This is a genomic window from Streptomyces sp. NPDC053432 (assembly GCF_055585365.1).
This window is the reverse complement of the sequence record NZ_JBVJKF010000010.1, coordinates 82,232-100,009: the sequence shown is the minus strand read 5'-3', so window position 1 is coordinate 100,009 and position 17,778 is coordinate 82,232. Positions and strand designations below refer to the sequence as shown.

The 17,778-nt window shown below is 67.5% G+C and carries 24 protein-coding genes and 2 tRNA genes; 5 read left to right on the top strand and 21 right to left on the bottom strand.

All coding sequences use genetic code 11. The features are described from left to right. Positions 1-39 precede the first annotated feature (39 nt). The 5 genes from clpX to ACZ6Y1_RS18565 form a co-directional block, all read right to left on the bottom strand. The gene (gene clpX, locus ACZ6Y1_RS18585) at positions 40-1,326 is read right to left on the bottom strand and encodes an ATP-dependent Clp protease ATP-binding subunit ClpX (protein WP_030026955.1); all 1,287 of its coding nucleotides are present in this window, start codon (positions 1,324-1,326) and stop codon (positions 40-42) included. Positions 1,327-1,489: 163 nt separating this feature from the next. Further along, positions 1,490-2,158, bottom strand: coding sequence for an ATP-dependent Clp protease proteolytic subunit (locus ACZ6Y1_RS18580; protein WP_384588417.1), 669 nt, complete (start codon positions 2,156-2,158; stop codon positions 1,490-1,492). A gap of 52 nt (positions 2,159-2,210) precedes the next feature. Next, the gene (locus ACZ6Y1_RS18575; RefSeq protein WP_376661033.1) at positions 2,211-2,828 is read right to left on the bottom strand and encodes an ATP-dependent Clp protease proteolytic subunit; all 618 of its coding nucleotides are present in this window, start codon (positions 2,826-2,828) and stop codon (positions 2,211-2,213) included. 320 nt (positions 2,829-3,148) lie between these two features. Continuing rightward, entirely contained in the window at positions 3,149-4,537 is a 1,389-nt protein-coding gene (gene tig / locus ACZ6Y1_RS18570) for a trigger factor (protein WP_469630272.1), read from the bottom strand. A 160-nt stretch (positions 4,538-4,697) separates the two neighbouring features. Next, positions 4,698-4,774 (bottom strand) — tRNA-Pro (locus ACZ6Y1_RS18565). Between the two features lie 169 nt (positions 4,775-4,943). On the opposite strand from ACZ6Y1_RS18565, the gene ACZ6Y1_RS18560 reads away from it, so the two are divergent. Continuing rightward, positions 4,944-5,017: transfer RNA gene (locus ACZ6Y1_RS18560), tRNA-Gly, on the top strand. Positions 5,018-5,084: 67 nt separating this feature from the next. Here ACZ6Y1_RS18560 and ACZ6Y1_RS18555 read toward each other — a convergent pair. The 11 genes from ACZ6Y1_RS18555 to ACZ6Y1_RS18505 all read right to left on the bottom strand — a co-directional run bounded on the left by ACZ6Y1_RS18555 (position 5,085) and on the right by ACZ6Y1_RS18505 (position 12,137). After that, positions 5,085-6,230 (bottom strand): tyrosine-type recombinase/integrase, encoded by a 1,146-nt coding sequence (locus ACZ6Y1_RS18555; protein ID WP_469630270.1) that lies wholly within the window; start codon positions 6,228-6,230, stop codon positions 5,085-5,087. Then, positions 6,230-6,433, bottom strand: coding sequence for an excisionase family DNA-binding protein (locus ACZ6Y1_RS18550; RefSeq protein ID WP_400053288.1), 204 nt, complete (start codon positions 6,431-6,433; stop codon positions 6,230-6,232). The genes ACZ6Y1_RS18555 and ACZ6Y1_RS18550 overlap by 1 nt, the downstream gene beginning before the upstream one ends. After that, positions 6,426-7,859: a replication initiator protein RepSA gene (gene repSA / locus ACZ6Y1_RS18545; protein ID WP_469630265.1), complete on the bottom strand. Its 1,434-nt coding sequence runs from the start codon at positions 7,857-7,859 to the stop codon at positions 6,426-6,428. Before repSA ends, ACZ6Y1_RS18550 begins: the two co-directional genes overlap by 8 nt. Then, positions 7,799-7,981 (bottom strand): hypothetical protein, encoded by a 183-nt coding sequence (locus ACZ6Y1_RS18540; RefSeq protein WP_469630262.1) that lies wholly within the window; start codon positions 7,979-7,981, stop codon positions 7,799-7,801. Before ACZ6Y1_RS18540 ends, repSA begins: the two co-directional genes overlap by 61 nt. Before the next feature lie 89 nt (positions 7,982-8,070). Next, positions 8,071-8,391 carry a hypothetical protein gene (locus ACZ6Y1_RS18535; protein ID WP_469630260.1) on the bottom strand — a complete coding sequence of 107 codons (321 nt, stop codon included), beginning with the start codon at positions 8,389-8,391 and terminating at the stop codon, positions 8,071-8,073. Between the two features lie 23 nt (positions 8,392-8,414). After that, positions 8,415-8,573, bottom strand: a complete 159-nt coding sequence (locus ACZ6Y1_RS18530) for a hypothetical protein (protein WP_469630255.1) — start codon at positions 8,571-8,573, stop codon at positions 8,415-8,417. Between the two features lie 16 nt (positions 8,574-8,589). Continuing rightward, positions 8,590-8,781 carry a mobile element transfer protein gene (locus ACZ6Y1_RS18525; RefSeq protein WP_469630252.1) on the bottom strand — a complete coding sequence of 64 codons (192 nt, stop codon included), beginning with the start codon at positions 8,779-8,781 and terminating at the stop codon, positions 8,590-8,592. An 11-nt stretch (positions 8,782-8,792) separates the two neighbouring features. Continuing rightward, the gene (locus ACZ6Y1_RS18520; RefSeq protein WP_469630249.1) at positions 8,793-9,434 is read right to left on the bottom strand and encodes a DUF2637 domain-containing protein; all 642 of its coding nucleotides are present in this window, start codon (positions 9,432-9,434) and stop codon (positions 8,793-8,795) included. Positions 9,435-9,512: 78 nt separating this feature from the next. After that, a complete protein-coding gene (locus ACZ6Y1_RS18515) occupies positions 9,513-10,871 on the bottom strand; it encodes an FtsK/SpoIIIE domain-containing protein (protein WP_469630245.1) in 1,359 nt (452 codons plus the stop codon). A 2-nt stretch (positions 10,872-10,873) separates the two neighbouring features. Beyond that, entirely contained in the window at positions 10,874-11,215 is a 342-nt protein-coding gene (locus tag ACZ6Y1_RS18510; RefSeq protein ID WP_469630242.1) for an SCO3933 family regulatory protein, read from the bottom strand. A 139-nt stretch (positions 11,216-11,354) separates the two neighbouring features. After that, positions 11,355-12,137 (bottom strand): GntR family transcriptional regulator, encoded by a 783-nt coding sequence (locus tag ACZ6Y1_RS18505; RefSeq protein ID WP_469630239.1) that lies wholly within the window; start codon positions 12,135-12,137, stop codon positions 11,355-11,357. Positions 12,138-12,155: 18 nt separating this feature from the next. Here ACZ6Y1_RS18505 and ACZ6Y1_RS18500 point away from each other — a divergent pair, with 18 nt between their 5' ends. Beyond that, positions 12,156-12,620 (top strand): NUDIX hydrolase, encoded by a 465-nt coding sequence (locus ACZ6Y1_RS18500; protein ID WP_469630236.1) that lies wholly within the window; start codon positions 12,156-12,158, stop codon positions 12,618-12,620. Further along, positions 12,617-12,829, top strand: coding sequence for a bacteriocin immunity protein (locus tag ACZ6Y1_RS18495; protein ID WP_469630233.1), 213 nt, complete (start codon positions 12,617-12,619; stop codon positions 12,827-12,829). Before ACZ6Y1_RS18500 ends, ACZ6Y1_RS18495 begins: the two co-directional genes overlap by 4 nt. A 457-nt stretch (positions 12,830-13,286) precedes the next feature. Here the strand turns inward: ACZ6Y1_RS18495 and ACZ6Y1_RS18490 are convergent, their stop codons facing one another. The 4 genes from ACZ6Y1_RS18490 to ACZ6Y1_RS18475 form a co-directional block, all read right to left on the bottom strand. Further along, positions 13,287-13,814, bottom strand: coding sequence for a hypothetical protein (locus tag ACZ6Y1_RS18490; protein WP_469630230.1), 528 nt, complete (start codon positions 13,812-13,814; stop codon positions 13,287-13,289). Beyond that, on the bottom strand, positions 13,811-14,722 hold the full coding sequence (locus ACZ6Y1_RS18485; RefSeq protein WP_469630227.1) for a hypothetical protein: 912 nt from the start codon (positions 14,720-14,722) through the stop codon (positions 13,811-13,813). The genes ACZ6Y1_RS18490 and ACZ6Y1_RS18485 overlap by 4 nt, the downstream gene beginning before the upstream one ends. Positions 14,723-15,107: 385 nt before the next feature. Next, positions 15,108-15,434, bottom strand: coding sequence for a hypothetical protein (locus ACZ6Y1_RS18480; protein WP_469630224.1), 327 nt, complete (start codon positions 15,432-15,434; stop codon positions 15,108-15,110). Then, the gene (locus tag ACZ6Y1_RS18475; RefSeq protein WP_469630221.1) at positions 15,431-16,174 is read right to left on the bottom strand and encodes a GntR family transcriptional regulator; all 744 of its coding nucleotides are present in this window, start codon (positions 16,172-16,174) and stop codon (positions 15,431-15,433) included. Before ACZ6Y1_RS18475 ends, ACZ6Y1_RS18480 begins: the two co-directional genes overlap by 4 nt. Positions 16,175-16,215: 41 nt before the next feature. Between ACZ6Y1_RS18475 and ACZ6Y1_RS18470 the strand changes: the two genes are divergently transcribed. Beyond that, on the top strand, positions 16,216-16,371 hold the full coding sequence (locus ACZ6Y1_RS18470; RefSeq protein ID WP_469630218.1) for a hypothetical protein: 156 nt from the start codon (positions 16,216-16,218) through the stop codon (positions 16,369-16,371). A 266-nt stretch (positions 16,372-16,637) separates the two neighbouring features. On the opposite strand, the gene ACZ6Y1_RS18465 is transcribed toward ACZ6Y1_RS18470, so the two are convergent. Next, positions 16,638-16,916, bottom strand: coding sequence for a hypothetical protein (locus ACZ6Y1_RS18465; protein ID WP_469630216.1), 279 nt, complete (start codon positions 16,914-16,916; stop codon positions 16,638-16,640). Between the two features lie 78 nt (positions 16,917-16,994). Here ACZ6Y1_RS18465 and ACZ6Y1_RS18460 point away from each other — a divergent pair, with 78 nt between their 5' ends. Then, positions 16,995-17,750, top strand: a complete 756-nt coding sequence (locus ACZ6Y1_RS18460; protein WP_469630213.1) for a GntR family transcriptional regulator — start codon at positions 16,995-16,997, stop codon at positions 17,748-17,750. The last annotated feature ends 28 nt before the right edge of the window (positions 17,751-17,778 follow it).

Sequence of the window (17,778 nt, the reverse complement as noted above, 5' to 3'; positions counted from 1 at the left end):
CGCCCCGGCCGGGGCGCCCCTTCTGCGTTGCCGTGTTCGCTACGCCGACTTCTCGTGCGGCCCCTGGTCCTTCGGGACGATGCGCGGGACCAGCGTCGGGTTGACGTTGGAGCGGACCACGTCCGCCGTGATGACCACGCGGGCCACGTCCTTGCGGGACGGGACCTCGTACATCACCGACATCAGGACCTCTTCCATGATGGCGCGCAGACCGCGCGCGCCCGTCTGGCGGAGGATCGCCTGGTCCGCGATGGCTTCCAGCGCCTCGCGCTCGAAGTCCAGCTCGACACCGTCGAGTTCGAACAGCCGCTGGTACTGCTTCACCAGCGCGTTGCGCGGCTCGATCAGGATCTGCAGCAGGGCCTCGCGGTCCAGGTTGTGGACCGAGGTCAGCACGGGCAGACGGCCGATGAACTCGGGGATCATCCCGAACTTCACCAGGTCCTCCGGCATGACCTCCTGGAACTGGTCGCTGGCCTCGATCTCGCGCTTCGAGCGGATCGTGGCCCCGAAGCCGATGCCCTTGGCGCCCGCACGCGACTCGATGATCTTCTCCAGGCCGGCGAAGGCGCCGCCCACGATGAAGAGCACGTTCGTCGTGTCGATCTGGATGAACTCCTGGTGCGGGTGCTTGCGGCCGCCCTGCGGCGGGACCGACGCCGTCGTGCCTTCCAGGATCTTCAGGAGGGCCTGCTGCACGCCCTCGCCGCTCACGTCACGGGTGATCGACGGGTTCTCGCTCTTGCGTGCGACCTTGTCGATCTCGTCGATGTAGATGATCCCGGTCTCGGCCTTCTTGACGTCGTAGTCGGCCGCCTGGATCAGCTTCAGCAGGATGTTCTCGACGTCCTCGCCGACGTACCCGGCCTCCGTCAGCGCCGTCGCGTCCGCGATGGCGAACGGTACGTTCAGCATGCGGGCCAGCGTCTGCGCGAGGAGGGTCTTGCCGGAGCCCGTGGGGCCCAGCAGCAGGATGTTGGACTTCGCGAGCTCGATCGCGTCGTCCCGGCCCTGCGCGCCGCCGTTCTCGCCGGCCTGGACCCGCTTGTAGTGGTTGTACACCGCGACGGAGAGCGCCTTCTTCGCCGGCTCCTGGCCGACGACGTAGCTCTCCAGGAACTCGTAGATCTCACGGGGCTTGGGGAGTTCCTCCCACCGCACCTCGGAGGTCTCCGCGAGTTCCTCTTCGATGATCTCGTTGCAGAGGTCGATGCACTCGTCGCAGATGTACACACCGGGTCCTGCGATGAGCTTCTTCACCTGCTTCTGGCTCTTTCCGCAGAACGAGCACTTGAGCAGATCGCCGCCGTCACCGATGCGTGCCACGAGGTGCTTCCCCTTCGCCTGGGAGACGCCTGGTTCAGCGCTCCTGGTGCCTCATATCCGACGGTACCTTGCCGGGGGCCCCGTGCGGGGCCCCCTTGACGTGGTTCACATCGCCGAATCCGACGGCGTCCCCACGCCGTCTGACGGCAAGGATCGGGCCTTGTCAGGCCCTGTTGGTCTTGCGGGTGGAAACGATCTGGTCGATCAGGCCGTACGCGAGGGCGTCCTCGGCCGTGAGGATCTTGTCGCGCTCGATGTCGTCGCGGATCTTCTCGATCGGCGTCGTCGAGTGCTTGGCCAGCATCGTCTCCAGCTGGTCGCGCATGCGCAGGATCTCGTTGGCCGCGATCTCCAGGTCGGAGAGCTGCTCACGGCCGGTGCCGCCGGACGGCTGGTGGATCAGCACGCGGGCGTTCGGCAGGGCCATGCGCTTGCCGGGGGTGCCGGCGGCGAGCAGGACCGCGGCGGCGGAGGCCGCCTGGCCCATGCAGACCGTCTGGATGTCCGGCTTCACGAACTGCATCGTGTCGTAGATCGCCGTCAGCGCCGTGAAGGAACCGCCGGGGCTGTTGATGTAGATCGAGATGTCGCGGTCCGGGTCCATCGACTCCAGGCACAGCAGCTGCGCCATGACGTCGTTGGCGGAGGCGTCGTCGATCTGCACGCCGAGGAAGATCACGCGCTCCTCGAAGAGCTTCGCGTACGGGTCGTACTCGCGCACGCCCTGCGAGGTGCGCTCGACGAAGCGCGGGATGACGTAGCGGTTGTCCACCTGCGGGCCGGAGTAGAGGCCGCTCGCGGAGAAGTTGTTCTGCATCTGGGTGTTCACCATCCTGGTGGCGTTCTGCGGGCTGTCGGCTGTCGGTACTGGCGGTGGGGCGTGATCAGGCCCCGGTGCCGCCGCCGCCCGGCACGTTGGACGCGGCCGAGATGATCTCGTCGATGAGGCCGTACTCCTTGGCCTCCTCGGCGGTGAACCAGCGGTCGCGGTCGCCGTCGCGGATGATCGCCTCGACGGTCTGGCCCGAGTGGAACGCGGTGATCTCGGCCATGCGCTGCTTGGTGCGCAGCAGGTACTGGGCCTGGATCTTGATGTCCGACGCGGTGCCGCCGATGCCGGCGGAGCCCTGGTGCATCAGGATGTCGGTGTTCGGCAGGGCGAAACGCTTGCCCTTGGCGCCACCGGTCAGCAGGAACTGGCCCATGGAGGCGGCCATGCCCATGCCGATGGTGACGACGTCGTTCGGGATGTACTGCATGGTGTCGTAGACCGCCATGCCCGCCGTCACGGAGCCACCCGGGCTGTTGATGTAGAGGTAGATGTCCTTCTCCGGCTCGGCGGCCAGGAGGAGGAGCTGCGCCGTGATCTTGTTGGCGATCTCGTCGTCGACCTGCTGGCCGAGGAAGATGATGCGCTCGCCGAGCAGCCGGTTGTAGACATGGTCGCCGAGGCCGCCACCGATGGACGGCTCACCCGCGGCGTAAGGCATCAGATTCGTCACGTATCCACCTGCTCGTCTCCGACGGCCATGTGCCGTCTCAGCGTCTCGTTCTGGGGCGCGGCCCGGCCGGAGCGGAAAGGTCCGCCGGCGTCCGGGTGGTTCCGGGTACTCCCGTGCCCTCGTATTCATGGACCCTAACGCGCAGGTCGGACAACGCCATCCCGCTTCCTGAACTGTTCGCTGGGAGCGCAAGGTACGAGGGCCGTCCCGGGGCCGCGCGGGGCCGGGCACGGGCCCCTGTGCCGAAGGGCCCGTACGCGGCTGCGCACGGGCCCTTCGGGGCACTGCTCGGGGTACTCCGGCAGAGGCTCGGGAGAGCCTTACTTGGCCTCGTCCTCGGCGGTCTCGGCGTCACCCTCGACGGCGGCCTCGACGGTCTCGGTCACCTGCTCCTCGTCCTCGTCGGACAGGTCGACGACCTCACCGTTGGTGTCGGTGACCTTGGCGGCCTCGACGACGACCGCGAGGGCCTTGCCGCGGGCGACCTCGCCGACCAGCATCGGGACCTGGCCACCCTCGACGACGGCCTGGGCGAACTGGTCGGGGGACATGCCGGAGGAGGCGGCGCGGCGCATGAGGTGCTCGGTGAGCTCCTCCTGGTTGACGCCCAGCTTCTCCTTGTTGACCAGCGCGTCGAGGACGAACTGGGTCTTGATGCCCTTGACCGCCTGCTCCTTGGTCTCGGCGTCGAACTCCTCGACCGTCTTGCCCTGGAACTCCAGGTACTTCTCGATGGTCAGGCCCATCTGGCCGAGCTGGTGGTGCTCCAGGTTGTGCTTGCGGGTGTTGACCTCGTCCTCGAGCAGCTTCTCGGGGATCGGCACCTCGACGAGCTCCAGCAGCTTCTCCAGGACGCGCTCCTGGGCCTGCGTGGCCTGGTCGTACTGCTTCATGTTCTCGAGGCGCTTGCGGCTGTCGGCCTTGAGGTCCTCGATGGTGTCGAACTCGCTCGCCAGCTGCGCGAACTCGTCGTCCAGCTCGGGGAGCTCACGGGCGGAGACCTTGGTGACCTTGACGGTGACTTCGGCGTCCTTGCCCTCGGCGGAGCCGCCCTTCAGCTGGGAGGTGAAGGTGGCCTCGCCACCGGCCTCCAGGCCCGTCACGGCCTCGTCGATGCCCTCGAGCAGCTCACCCGAGCCGATGGTGTACGAGACGTCGGAGGCGACGCCGTCGGGCAGCACCTCGCCGTCGACCTTGGCCTCGAGGTCGATGGTGACGACGTCACCCTCGGCGGCGGCGCGCTCGACGTCCTTGGTGGACGCGAAGCGGCTGCGCAGCTGCTCGACCGACTTCTCGACGTCCTCGTCCGAGACCTCGACCGCGTCGACCTCGACCTCGATGCCGGAGTAGTCCGGGATCTCGATCTCGGGACGCACGTCGACCTCGGCGGTGAAGGCCAGCAGCTCGCCGTCCTTCAGCTCGGTGATGTCGACCTCGGGCTGGCCCAGCGGGTTCAGGTCGGCCTCGTTGACGGCCTCGGTGTAGAACTTCGGGAGGGCGTCGTTGACGGCCTCCTCCAGCACCGCACCGCGGCCGAAGCGCTGGTCGATGACGCGGGCAGGGATCTTGCCCTTGCGGAAGCCCTTCACCGTGACCTGCTGGTTGATCTTCTTGTACGCCGCGTCGAGGCTGTCCTTGAGCTCCTCGAAGGGCACCTCAACAGTGAGCCGAACCCGAGTCGGGTTCAGGGTCTCCACGGCGCTCTTCACGGTTTGGTCTCCTTGTGGCTGACTGCTGGGGTCTCTGCTGTCGCTGTGATTCAGCGGTTCAGCGGATCGGGCCCGGTACATCAGACACACGGGCACGCAGCTTGCATAGTAACCGCAAGCGGCAATCAGCCCACAACGCGATCTTGCAAACGAGATCATGTGGTCGGGGTGGCCGGATTCGAACCGACGACCTTCCGCTCCCAAAGCGGACGCGCTACCAAGCTGCGCCACACCCCGTCGGTGCGACACGTAGGGTACATGCCCGGAGACGCTCCGATGCACGGAGTTTCCCGACCGGTTTTCGACGGCTGCGCGCGCCGGGCCCGAATGTGGTGTGCGCGGGCGCTGAACGACCCGCTAGGATGCTGTCCGTGCCAAGGTCCCCGCGACCTGCGGCACGTGCGTTGCGGGTGTAGCTCAATGGTAGAGCACTAGTCTTCCAAACTAGCTACGCGGGTTCGATTCCCGTCACCCGCTCCAGACGGCTCAGGGCCAGGTCAGAGGATGTTTCCTCCGCCTGGCCCTGATGCGTTTCTGGGGTCTGCGATCAGCCCTCCGTGTCCCCCGCGTGCCCCTTCCTCTCCCCCGTGCCCCGTCGGCCCTTCTGCACGAGCCCGCTCAGCGCGTCGGCGATCAGCCGGTCCCGGTCGGCACTGGCGTGCTGATAGATCAGCGCGGCGCGGGCGGTGCTGTGGCCCATGCGCGCCATCAGCTCGCGGGTGCTGGCCCCGGTCGAGGCGGCGAGCGTGTTCCCGGTGTGCCGGAGATCGTGGAAGTGCAGCCCCTTGATCCCCGCCTTCCGACAGGCCTTGTGCCAGAGCAGGTTGAAGTGGTTCCGGCGCGGAGTCGCCCCCTTGGCACCGACGAAGACACGCCCATCGGCACCTGGCTCGGCGTACTTCTCCAGGTGGTCGCGGATCTCCTGAACGATGACGCTGGGGATGGAGACCGTCCTCTTACCCGCAGCACTCTTGGGCGCCTTGATCTCCCGCTGCCCGTCCTGCAGCTCGGCGACAGCCCGGCGGACGCGGAGGGTGCCGTGATCCAGGTCGATGTCCCGACGGTGCAACCCGATCAGCTCGCCCCAGCGCAGGCCGAGGAATCCGGCCATCAGGACCAGCACCCGGAATCGGGGCTGGACGGCACCGGCCAGGGCGTAGACCTCCTGGACTGTCGCGGTCGGCCGCTCCGGCGTGTGCACGGTGCTGGCGCCCTTGATCTGGCACGGGTTCCGCCTGATCAACTGGTCGGACAAGGCCGTCCCAAGAATCGCCCGCAGCAGGGCGTAGGCCTTGGCCACGGTGGTGGGTCCGGTGCCGGCGGCGAGCTTGTCGGCACGCCAGCGCCGAACGAGTGGGGCCGAGATGTCCGCGACGTTGACGGCCCCGAACGCGGGCTCCAGGTGGTGCTTGAGGAGCGAGCCGTAGAGCTGCCGGGTGGTGCTGGTCAGCTCCCGTTCCTTGATCCAGGCGACGGCGTACGGACCGAAGGCGACCTTCCCGGCTTCAGGGTCGTGCCAGTCCCCCCGCCTCATTTCGGTCTGCTTGTCGGCCAGCCAGTCGTCCGCGTCCCGCTTGGTCCGGAAGGTCTCCGGCGCAGGTCGGAGCTGCCCGTCCGGGCCGACGTACCGGGCCTGATACCTGCCAGAAGGCAGCTTGCGGACCCGTCCGAACTGACGACGCTTTCCAGCCATCAGGCAGCCACCCCCAGACGGCGCCGACGCGGCTCGACGGTGTGGGCGGCGAGGTAGTCGCGCACCGCACTCTCCGGGATCCGCACGTGTCGACCCACCTTCACGTAGGTGATCCGCCGCTCTTCGACGAGCCGCCGCGGGAACCGGACGGTGGTGCCGAGCAGTTCGGCGACCTGGACGACGCTGAGATAGCGCTCATTCATGCTGCTCTCCTTGCAGGGCTTCCCGAGCGGTCTGGCGGTTCAGCTGGATGTCGCGGGCGATGGTGGCGGCGAGTACCGACTCCCCCGGGCTGTGTCCGTGGCCGGCGTACTGCCAGGAGGCGAGGACAAGCACGCTGTCCGGCTCGACGTCGACCAGGCCGCGGGCTTCCCGCTCCTGCGCAGCGCGGTAGTCGGCGCGGGTCTGGCGGAGGGCGCCGAGGGTCGTGGAGTACTGGCGGGACTTAGTCGAGAAGTGGCCCCGGAAGCCGAGCATGTGCGACCAGGCGGCGAGGCGGCGGTCTGGGTAGAGCGGGTCGAGGTCGAGGCAGGCCCCGATCAGGCGCGCAGCGTGGTCGGGGACGTCGAGGAGGACCAAGGCCTCACGGTTGCCGATCCGGCGGTCGAGGGTGCCGGTGTTCTCCGCGGCTTTCGTCGCGTACTTGGCCACGTACGAGGCCACCGCCTGCTCCGTGATGTCGGAGCCGTCCCCGAAGGCCTTGATCGGGCGGACGTCGAGCTGGGTGCCCCAGCGGAAAGTTCGGGCGGGCTGGTCGGCCGCGGCCGGGACAGTGATCGAGGTGTAGGCGTGGGCGACCGCAGACCGGATCGAGCGGTCAAGGAGTTCGGTGCTGGCCCAGGCAGGCGGAGGGTCAAGCGGGCCGGCCGGGCCATCGATACGGATGACCGCGTGGAAGTGGATGGCCCCGCGCTTCTGGAACTCGGCGACCTTGCCGTAGGAGATCCGAGCCTCCTCCTTCAGCTCCCGTTGGGTCAGTCCGGCGTACGCGGCGATCTCGCGGCGCAGGCGGGTCGTGAAGCGCTGCCAGAGCTGCCCTGCGTGGTTATTGAAGAGGACGGCGGCGGCGTAGTCGTAGGTGGTCGGGTCGAGGGCGGTGCCGAGTTCGGCATCGTGCTCCTGGTGGTGCTGGCCGCAGCGGCATGGACGGCCGGCAGGACGGTTGTGGACCGGGCCGAACGACGGGGCGGTGAGGGTGGCGAAGACGCGGGGGTGTTCGCGGACGGTGGCGGGGATGTCGCGGCGGTCGTCCCCAGCAAGTCCGGCCCGGATGAGGTGGTACGTGTCTCCGGCGTAGGTCCAGGCGCATGCCGGGCAGCGAGAGGCTCGACGGTTGCCGCAGGCGATCCGGAGGCGAGCGCCGGGCTCGTTCTCGGTGGAGTAGCGGTGCAGGATTTCGCCGGAGGTCCTGTCCTTGGCGACGGTCCAGCCGGTGATGTGGATCGGGTCGGAGCAACCGCCCGTGCGGTGGATCTGGTCTTCCCAGCGTCCGTAACCGGTAGCCCCAGCCACCCTCAGCATGTCGCCGAGGGTGGCCAGGTCCAGGCCCGCGAGGGTCGCGGTGTTGGTCACGCCGCCACCGTCCGGCGGGGACGGCGGGTGAAGCGACGGATCCCGGTGCCGTGGCATGCAGGGCAGTGCGCGGTGATCGTGCGGAGGCAGCCGGAGCGGTCGCGGCAGCCGAGGGTGACGGCGACGGAGGAGTGCCCGTCGCAGTTCGGGCAGAGCTCTGCCCAGGCGTGCTGGTTCATGATGGTGCTTCCTTCCGGGTCGTTGGATCGGGCGGGAGGGAGCCGCCGGGACGGCGGAAACTTGGCGGTTGAGGCCGTCCCGGGGCCGGTCAACGGCTCTTGAACTCCTGGCGCAGGGCGCGGACGAGGAAGAGCAGGACGACGGCACTGACGGACAGGGCGACGGCGGTGACCGCGACGGCCAGGAGCAGCGAGACGGCGACCGAGGCCAGCGCGAGGACTCCGGCGACTCCGCCGGCGGCGAGGGCGAGCGCGGTACCGGGCGAGTTCTGGACCAGGCCCCCGAAGGCGCTCGCAGACTTCGCGGGGACGGGAGCCGGACCGGACTCCGAGTACTCGACGGGTGCCCGGGTCGGGCGGATGGTCGCCGGGGTGTAGGTGTCGGGGCTGGGGTACTTGGGCTTGAACATGGCCGTTCACCTTCCGGGGCGGGCTACTTATTGATCGCGGTGTCGATGGCGGGGGCGAGGAAGCTGTCCGCGAGGAGGAAGCCGCCGACGAGGATCACGGCGACGAGCCAGAGCGGCGGGCGGAAGAGCTTGTAGCCGAGGACACCGACGACCAGCAGGGCGAACCAGAGCGGGACATCCATGGCGTTGGCCTTTCGGTCAGCTGACGCGGCAGCGGTGGGAGCGGGCGGCGAGCTGGGCGGCGGTCGAGGAGCTGTAGTCCGAGGACCAGCCGCAGCCATCAGTGGTGCAGACGGCCGTGTCCTTGTTGCGGCCGCGGCGGTCGCGGTAGGTGCCGATCTGGACGGGGCCGATCTTCATGAGCGAGCGGAAGTTGATCCGGGCGGGCATGGGATCTCCTGTCAGGCGAGCTGGGCGGCGATGGCCTCGGCCATCGGGGACGGGACGCCGAGTCGGGCACGCAGGGTCTCGGCGTCGATCTCCGAGCCGGTACGGGTGCGGTGGTCGGCGGCGATCTTCCGGGCGTGTGCGACGAGAGCGGGCGGGACGGTGGGCGCCGGAGCAGGAGCGGGCAAGGCGGGGAGCTGTTCAGCCTGTACGCCGGGTTCTGTCTCCCGCTCGACCACGGGCACAGGCGCCGGGTCAGGAACGGGCTCCGGCGCGCTGGGCGACGTAGGCCGGTGGACCAGGAGCGTCCCGCCGAGGAAGGCGAGTGCTGGCCATCCGGCGACAAGGATGCGGAGCCAGTCCGGGACGTCGCGGAGGTCGAGGAGGCCGGCGGTCGCGACGTTCGCACCGAGCGAGGCCGCGAGGGCTACGGCGAACCAGGACCAGGCCGACCGCGCGGGTTCTCCCGCGTCCCGCAGGGAGCGGAGGCGGTGCCAGGCGGCGACGAGGAGCAGGTCCACGCTGACCGGGTAGGCCCAGGCCTTCCAGCCGTCCTGTCCGGCGGCTTCCGCGAGGTCGTGAAGGTGGGCGAAGGAGAGGGCTCCGGCGATGACGGCCTGGACGAGGACGGCATCCGGCCGAACCAGGCGGGTCATGGTCTTCACCTCCTTTCAGGCATGGGTGGGGTAGGGACCTGGCGCGATGAGGCCGCGCCGACCGGGTGAGGCGAGTGGTCAGAAGGCAGGTGCCGAGGCGGTTTTCGGCTGGACCTTGCCGATGAGGGCGCGTACCGGGAGCGTGGGCCGGAAGGGCTCCAGCTCTGGGATGCTCGGGGTGCGGTGCGCGTGGGCGTTGCAGGTGTTCACGGCCTGGCGGAGCGTGGTGTGCGGGGCCCGGATACGGGACCAGCCGCCCGAGGAGTCGCCGGCTACAGCGGTGCCGGGGCGGTCCTTGTCGATCTGGACGGCTGCGAGGACGGCGTCCGGGGAGATGTCCCCAAAGGCCATGTTCGCCGAGGTCTCGTCATTGACGCGGTGGGCAGTACGGCCGGTGAGCTGGGCCCGGAGCATGGTGATGCCTTTGCCGAGTTCGGAGCCGAAGCGCTGCCCGCAGATCTCCAGGTGGATGCCGGCGGCGCGGCCGAGCTGGGCGAGGCGGACGAGGTCGGTGACGATCCGGTCCCGCCGGGCCTCCTCAGCCTTGCCCGCAGCGAGGGCGAGCTCCGCGACCTCATCCACGAGGAGTACGACAGGTACGGGACGAAGGTGCGCGGGCAGGTCCCAGATGTCGGCAGTGATCTCCGCGTCCGGCAGGTCGATGCTGATCCGCTGCTCGGTCCGGATGACCAGATAGACACGGCCCATGTACTGGACGAGCGCGGCCAGCAGTTCCGCCGCATCGTCCGGGTTGTCTGCCAGGGCTGTGAACCGTCGTGCCATCGGCGAGAGTTCCACGCCGTTCTTGCAGTCGATGCCGACGAGGGCGACGTTCTGCGAGGCCAGGCCGGAGACGAGCGTGCGCTGATAGACGGACTTCCCGGACTTGGTCGCGCCGACGTTCAGAGCGTGCGGGACCTGCCGGTAGTCCCGGTGATGGATCTGCCCGTCCTCTCGCAGGGCCACCGGCACCCGAAGCGGTTCATCGGGCACGGCCGTCGGCATGCGGACCCGCTTGAGCACGTCGTATCCGGTCATCCGCAGCTCGACGACGCCGGAACGGATCTCGCGCGAGACGACGTTGTGAACGGCGAAGGAGTGCCGGAGCCTGTCGGATGAGGCGGAGAAGTCGAACGCATCCTGTCCGGGCCGGAGTTTCAGCCGTAGAACCAGGCCTGTCGCGGTAGGCCGCAGCCGCAGGATGCGCGGCGAGCGAGCCTCGGGAACTGGGCGGTTGGCGAACCGGGCGAGCGCCAGTCGCCAGCGGGAGGGCGGGACGGTGAGCCCGCAGGCGTCCATCACCGAGCGGTAGCGGATCAGGACGCGGACCGTCGCGAAGGTCACCCCGAAGGTCATCCAGTACCAAGTGGGCCGCTGCCAGCGCAGTACGAGCGCCAGGACGAGGACCACCAGCAGCGTGACCCATAAGGCGTTCATACTCAGCTCACCTTGGCGGCGAGCGAGGTGACGGCAACGGCACGGAAGCTGATCCCGTGGCGCTTCTGGCCGTTGAACTCGTTCTCCCACGGGCGAGCGACGAGGCCGGTCAGCGCGACCGGGGTACCCATGACCAGCTCACCCGAGATGCCGGGCGCCGGCACAACCACCGACAGGACCTCTGCCTCGCCGTTCGCGGCGAACAGCACGTCCACGGTCATCATCTGGGACCCGGTCTCGGGGTCCGTGGCGATCTCACCGGTCAGACGGTCCTTGATCTTCACGGCCGGAGGCTGGGCCACCATCACTAGGGCAGCCGAGGTGTCGACGGGAATCTGACGCACAGCAGATCACTCCTCTATAGATGCGGAACTCCGTCACTCATGTATAGGAGTGACATGAAGAAGAGTGCCCGACTCCTATACATGAGTCAACCCGCTACGAAGAGAAACTCGCAGCGGGTCGTGGGGAGTTGAGCGAGCGTCAGTCGCGCGCAGGGATCCGGTACTCGAAGACGAACTGATCAGCGGCCATGAGCGTGTCACACACCTCGACCACACGGCCTTCCTCCGTGACCGCGTCCCGGAGCAGGTGAACTACCGGGGCACCGGGGGTCAGCGACAGCTCGGTCGCCTCGGCCTTGGCCGCCGGCCGAGCCTGGAGCGTCTCCACGTACTCGGCGAAGACGTGCCCGTGGTCCTCCAGCCGTGCATAGATGCCGCCGGGGCCGGGATTCTCAGCGAAGAGCTCCGGGATGTCCTTCACAACGTCCCAGGGCAGGTACGAGGTAGCCGTCTCCACAGGCGTGCCGTTCCGGAAGTACAGCCGACGCCGGGCCAGTACCTGAGTCCCCGCGGTTACCCCGAGCCGCGTCGCGATCTCCTCCGGCGCCTCCATGGGCCCGATGAACAGCACGCTCACCTTGGCTTCGGCCCCAGACTGCGCGGACTCTGCGAGGTACGCGGCCCTGCCCTCCTGCCGATGCGTACGCCGGAAGCGGTCCGAAGACCGGTGCCGCACGGGCGGCCGAGCCTTCACCATGGAGCCCTTGCCGTGCCGGGTCTCCACGAGCCCACTGGCCCGAACCTCCACCATGGCCTTGCGGATCGTCCCGCCCGCGACGCCGTAGCGTTCCACGAGATTCGACTCACTCGGCACCATGTCGCCGGCCTTCAGCACCCCGGCCCGGATCTGCTGAACGATGTCGTCGGCGATCTGCACGTAGCGCGGCACAGCCCCTCGGCCACCTCCTGCTGCGGTTCCCATAGTCCTTCTCTTCCTCCTATGCTCATGTACATGAGTACGGGTTTCCCGCAGGCCAAGTCAACGCCACTGCACTCCGTGTCCGTAGCCGGGGCGGTGGTGCGCGAGGACGGCCGACTCCTGGCGATCCGCCGCGCGGACAACGGGACTTGGGAACTGCCGGGCGGAGTCCTCGAACTCACCGAGTCTCCGGAGGCCGGCGTCCGGCGCGAGGTCTTGGAGGAGACGGGCATCCACGTTGAGGTGGACGAGCTGACCGGGGTCTACAAGAACACGTCGCGCGGCATCGTCGCTCTGGTCTTCCGCTGCAAGCCGTCCGGCGGGACCGAGCGCACCTCGGAGGAATCGACCGCGGTCGCATGGCTCACCCCGGAGGAGGTCACCGCCCAGATGTCCGAGGTCTACGCAATCCGCCTCCTGGACGCCCTGGACGACGCAGGCCCCCACGTCCGCAGCCACGACGGCCGCCAGCTAGTCACGTCATGACCCGCGAGGAAGCCATCCGTCTGGTCCAGCTCCTCATGGACGGCGGCACCGCGAGCGAGGCCGAGGGTGACGCGATCGTCGAAGCCCTGAAACTGGGCCTGCGGTGCCCGCACCTCAGTGACTACATCTTCTACCCAGGCCCCGGGCAGGACCCTTCCGCCGAGCAGGTCGTCGAAAGAGCCATGGCCTACCGTCCAATCGCTCTCTGAGCCCGAGGCCATGCGGTAAGAGTTTCCCTACTTCATCAAGGGCGCTTCCGCCGCCAAGGCGGCGTCGCGCGCCCGTCGCCCCGGGCCTGCGCTCCTGTCTCCGCCCCGCTCCTGCCCGGACCGCCGGCCGCGCGCCACACGGGCTTGGGTTTGATGGCATGAGCCGAGGCCGATCTGTCGGCCACCCGTCAATACATATGCCTCCGGCGGGGGCGCTCAGGCTCCGGGATGACCGGGGCCAGTTATGCGGCTGCAGGCCGGTGCGTGGTTCGGGTGGGGAGCTGTCATCCCGTCTGCCGTCGACCCAGGCAAGCCATAGCAGACCAGGCTTCTGGGGCCCAGGTCGTTCGTCCAGCAGGGCGCTCCACCTGGGCCCCAGAAGCCTGCCCCGCTATCACTCCGTGTGGGCCGACGGCAGACGGGATGACAGCGGCACGGCGCTTATGCTCCGCACCGTTCAGGCGTCCTGGCCTCTTTCCACAAGAGACAGAGTCAACCCGGCCCCACTCACCACGAGCCCTACCACCCCGGCAACTCCGGAAGAGAGAGTAAGACTGGTCACCACCAAGCCACCCGATTTATCAACATCCACCCCGAGCCCAATTGTGGCTGTGACCAAAATCGTCAGCAGCATTACAGCAGTGGCAAGCAGGATTTTACTAACGCCAGTTCGAGCCTCAGCAAGACCCGCCTCACGCCGACGATCTTCTGGGCTATTGGTCGCGCGTCGGCCGAAGGCAGCCAGGATGGCAACGGCGGCCAAAGTGAACCCCAGCAGCCCGCTGGAAGACCCCGTCAAAGACGTGTAGATCTCTTTTCTCTTGTCTGCAGATACCGCCTCTAGTAGAAACGGGCTCGACGCACGCCAGTGCGCAAAAACGAGCGCAGCCTCAAGCAAGACGAAGACGAGTATCGGAATTACCCAAAGATGTTTATCCAGCCACCTAAAAGGCGCCATAGCTCCCCCCAAGCTTGCCGCGCTCACCCGCCACGCATCTTCTCCCCCCGCACTGCGGAGGCGATCTTCCCGTCGCGCAGAAATCCCTTATACGCTTGATCAAGTTCCAGGAACACATCGGACGGCTCCGGCATGGAAGAGACCGCAGAACTCTGGCGGACCTCCACTTGGACCTGAAGCCTCTCCTGAAGCAGGTTGATCGTTTCCACTCGGCCGGAGGCTCGACTTCGACCTCGGATGATCATATTGCTGACGAAGTCGTCTGCCTGCTCCGCCAACGAGAAGATCTGCTCCTCGGTTTCATTGTCAAGGTATCGATCCCGGGGGCCATACCTACCCATCCCGAGAGTGAAACGAACAGAGGGGGCTCTCTCCCCAAAACTTGCCGGGATAAGGGTCCCAAAGGTTCCACCACCCGAGGCGACGTCCCCACGCCTGGTCATGGCAACCTCAACGGAACGCATCTGCCCTTCCATCGCCTTGAGTTTATCCAGCATGTCTTCGCGATAAAGGGCATCGAACTTTACGTGCGAGTTCAGCTTGCGACGCAAGAATGCCGAAAGACGAGAAATGCGGGGCACATTTTTCGCATAGTCATGCGCACATGTTCCATCCGGCCAGATTGAAACATGACTGACGTCGGCGGGATACTCACTATCCCTGAGAGAAATCGGACTAACGCTACCCTGACTGTCCCACTTGAAGGGTCGATCGTCCGCACCACGCAGTGCAAAAAGCCTCAGATTGGTGGGCTCGGTACCAACCCCGACGTCCATGACTTCTACCGCTGTGACAGCATCACCGGTATCCAAGATCGCGAATTCGCTGTCAGTTGAGATCGCAGCCACCAAGGAGGCGGCGACTTGATTCGGCACGAACTCCGGCTTGCCTGCAAGGGAAGCCCAGCGGTGGAATATCAGACTACGCTTCAACATGGCGTCATGCTAGCCCTTCGGTGATCTCTCGACTACCGTCTGTTGGATGGACCTACCGACCTCCCCTACCTCCAGTATGAGCCGGGGGTATGACAACGGATCAGCCTGATCCACCTGTTGGCCAAGGTGGCAAGGACCAAGAGCCTCGTAGTCGAGAACGGAGTCGGGGAACCGCGAGAGCCACGACAGCACCGAACCGGACATCCCGTGAACGCCCCTTCAGATCGCCGGTCTGCGGCCTAACTATGGACCGGCGGTGCAGGGCAACCTGTCTCTGGGCTTCTGAACTGCAGAAACGCGTGAAACGCACGGGCCTCCGGAGCCGTATGCGCCGGAGCGGCCCCTGACTTGGTCTGGGGCCGCTCCGTTGTTATGCATGCTCTTGCTAGGTGAGGTGCGCCAACGGTCCTTCGTGACCGGAGTGGGCTGGTCGCAGGAGGCGGTGGCCGCGGCTGGTTGCTACTCGGACCGCGTCCCGGAGTGCGCCGGTCAGGTCCGTGGCCAGGAGACGGAGTTCCTCCGGATCCGAGTCCACGTCGGCGATTACTTCCAGGGCGTGGGCCAGGAGCTCCGCTCCCAAATTGAGTTGGGCCTCTTCAGCCCTGTCGGCCAGGCGGGACAGGTAGCCGGCGGCGCCGTCGGCGCTCAGGTAGCAGGGCTTGTCGTCGGGGTCCGACCATGGGAGGAGGCGCAATTCGTTGCTTGTGGTCATGCCCTTGGGGTCCTCTCCTCGATGTTGAGGCGGGTGGTGAAGAGTGCGTCTGCCCTGTCGCCGGGGAGAAGCAGGAGGGCGGCCTCGACCACTCGGCCGGTGGTGTCGGTGGCCACGCGTGTGAGCGAGAGGACTGCCAGAGATGTGCTGATTCGGAGGGCCGTTGCCTCTTCCTGGGTGGGGAGGCGGGCGCTGAGTCGCTCTTGGACTTCGGCCAGCGTTGGGCGGGGGTCTACCAAGCGTGCTGCTATCTGCTCAGGCAATGGCGTGGCCGCCGGTGCGTCGGCCGACGCCAGGTCACGAGGGACGTAGACGCGGGCCAGGCTGTGTGGCGTCTTGCCTTCGTGGGCGATGTGGAGGACTTCGGTCAGGGGGCTGCGGGGTGGGACGTTCAGGAGGGTGGGCAGGTGGCTGTGCGCCTCGATGTTCGTGGTGCGGGTGGTCACTCGTAAGGGAGCGGAGAAGGTGGTCCAGGTAGTCGGGTCGGCCATTCCGCCGCGGTACGTGATCCTGGGGAGGGGGCGGCGGACGAAGTTGCCGTTGCCGTGGATCTTCTCGACCAGGCCTTCGCCTTGGAGGAGGGCCAGGGCGCTTCGCAGGGTTGGCGTGCTGACCGTGTAGCGGGTGGCGAGTTGGGCCTCGGAGGGGAGGCGCTCGCCGGCCTTGAAGCGGCCTGTCGAGATCTGGTGGCGGAGGTCATCGGCGATGGCGTCTCGGCGAGAGGGCACGGGGCGGGTCACCACTTCCTCGTCATTCGGAGGGCGATGAGGCGGCTCTGCGCGTGCATCGTCAGAACTTCGCCCGACTCGAAGAACAGGCGCTTGGCACCTGCGCGCAGCTGGACGAGGTCGGCGACTCGGCACGGTTGGCCGCCGATCTGAATGACGTCCCCGCGCCGCACGGTGAGCGAAGTGATTTCAATGCTGGCAGCGAGTGAGCCGCTCGGAGTCCAGGCCATCACTGGTTCGCCTGCCGCGGGTCCGGAGTTTCGGCTGGGGCGTGGCAGGAGCAGTCGCAGGCCTCGTAGATCACCGGGATGCCGACGGGGGCGATGGCGGGGGACGACTGAGCGCACTCGGGGTGGGTGCCGATCGCGCACGAGCTTGAGCGGTAGGCAGTCGTCGTGGGTTGGGGTGTGGGGAGGTGTCGCCCACTGGTGCGGGCCGAGGTGGGGCCCATACGGTTGTACACGCTGATCAGCTCCTATCGCTGATGGCCAGGTCCCCGGACGTCGCCCGTCGCGGGGACCGCTTCGTTTACGGCGGCCCAGAGGGTGCGGCCGGTCAAGCTGCTGGCGAGGAGACCGAATCGGTTGGCCTCCGCCAGCACGTCCAGGACCTCCCGCCACGATTCGGCGGGCAGCGCTTCCGGTACCTCCGCTTCGATCGAGGTGTAGGTGGCGTGCGGCTCCACTCGTGTGGTCAGCCCGAGGGCTGAGAGTCGGGTGGCGAGGTCCTTGGCCCTTGCTTCCGAAGCGGGCACCGAGGGCCTCCGTCGCCGAGTGAACACGTTGAGTGAAGCTGGTTAACTAGATTAGAGCTAGTGGACTAGATTTTCCACATGCCTGAGCAGCCGCCTTATCTCCGCATCGCCGACGTCCTGCGGCAGCGAATCGCGGAGCACGAGTGGACCGCCGGCGATCGGCTGCCGTCGCGTGCCCAGATCGCCGAGGAGTGCGGTGTCGGCGAGAACGTGGTTCGCCGGGCGCAGGAGTTGCTGATTTCTCAGGGTGTGCTGGAGGGGCGAGCGGGGTCGGGGACCTATGTCGCGGAGCCTCGGCGGCGTGTGCGGGTTGTTCGGTCCTCGGCGCGGGAGCAGCCCGGCGGTTCGCCGTTTCGGGCGGACATGCAGGCCTTGGGCAAGCAGGGCAACTGGGAGAGCCGGACCGAGGCGAAGGTGCCGGCACCGGGCGAGATCGCTTCGCGGCTCGGGATTGCCGAGGGCGAGCTGTGCGTCCGGACCGTTTACGAGTTCCTCGCTGATGGTCGGCCAGTGCAGTTGTCGACGAGTTGGGAGCCGTACGAGCTCACCGCCGGCACGCTCGTTGTGCTGCCGGAAGGTGGGCCGCACGCGGGGGTTGGCGTCGTGAACCGGATGGCCGCGATCGGGATCACCGTCAGCCATGCCGTGGAGCAACCAGAGCCGCGGCAGGCGACCGCCGAGGAGGCATCACTCCTCGGGATCCAGAAGGCCGCTCTGGTTACCCACATCCGGCGGACGTACTACAGCGACCAGGGGCAGCCCGTGGAGACTGCGGACGTCGTCATTCCCGCCGCGCTGTGCGAGATCGTCTACGAGATCCCTGTCAGTCGCTAGAGCGGCCAGCAGAGCAGAGGGAGACGTG

Excerpts from the sequence above, each read along its gene's own strand:
- ACZ6Y1_RS18535 (WP_469630260.1), bottom strand. The coding sequence starts at position 8,391 with ATGTTCAAGCCCAAGTACCCCAGCCCCGACACCTACACCCCGGCGACC.
- ACZ6Y1_RS18495 (WP_469630233.1), top strand. The coding sequence starts at position 12,617 with ATGACCCGCGAGGAAGCCATCCGTCTGGTCCAGCTCCTCATGGACGGC.
- repSA (WP_469630265.1), bottom strand. The coding sequence starts at position 7,859 with ATGCCACGGCACCGGGATCCGTCGCTTCACCCGCCGTCCCCGCCGGAC.
- ACZ6Y1_RS18500 (WP_469630236.1), top strand. The coding sequence starts at position 12,156 with ATGCTCATGTACATGAGTACGGGTTTCCCGCAGGCCAAGTCAACGCCA.
- ACZ6Y1_RS18580 (WP_384588417.1), bottom strand. The coding sequence starts at position 2,158 with ATGGTGAACACCCAGATGCAGAACAACTTCTCCGCGAGCGGCCTCTAC.
- ACZ6Y1_RS18530 (WP_469630255.1), bottom strand. The coding sequence starts at position 8,573 with ATGGATGTCCCGCTCTGGTTCGCCCTGCTGGTCGTCGGTGTCCTCGGC.
- ACZ6Y1_RS18460 (WP_469630213.1), top strand. The coding sequence starts at position 16,995 with ATGCCTGAGCAGCCGCCTTATCTCCGCATCGCCGACGTCCTGCGGCAG.
- ACZ6Y1_RS18515 (WP_469630245.1), bottom strand. The coding sequence starts at position 10,871 with ATGAACGCCTTATGGGTCACGCTGCTGGTGGTCCTCGTCCTGGCGCTC.
- ACZ6Y1_RS18520 (WP_469630249.1), bottom strand. The coding sequence starts at position 9,434 with ATGACCCGCCTGGTTCGGCCGGATGCCGTCCTCGTCCAGGCCGTCATC.
- ACZ6Y1_RS18525 (WP_469630252.1), bottom strand. The coding sequence starts at position 8,781 with ATGCCCGCCCGGATCAACTTCCGCTCGCTCATGAAGATCGGCCCCGTC.
- ACZ6Y1_RS18480 (WP_469630224.1), bottom strand. The coding sequence starts at position 15,434 with ATGACCACAAGCAACGAATTGCGCCTCCTCCCATGGTCGGACCCCGAC.
- ACZ6Y1_RS18540 (WP_469630262.1), bottom strand. The coding sequence starts at position 7,981 with ATGAACCAGCACGCCTGGGCAGAGCTCTGCCCGAACTGCGACGGGCAC.
- ACZ6Y1_RS18550 (WP_400053288.1), bottom strand. The coding sequence starts at position 6,433 with ATGAATGAGCGCTATCTCAGCGTCGTCCAGGTCGCCGAACTGCTCGGC.
- ACZ6Y1_RS18505 (WP_469630239.1), bottom strand. The coding sequence starts at position 12,137 with ATGGGAACCGCAGCAGGAGGTGGCCGAGGGGCTGTGCCGCGCTACGTG.
- ACZ6Y1_RS18485 (WP_469630227.1), bottom strand. The coding sequence starts at position 14,722 with ATGTTGAAGCGTAGTCTGATATTCCACCGCTGGGCTTCCCTTGCAGGC.
- ACZ6Y1_RS18555 (WP_469630270.1), bottom strand. The coding sequence starts at position 6,230 with ATGGCTGGAAAGCGTCGTCAGTTCGGACGGGTCCGCAAGCTGCCTTCT.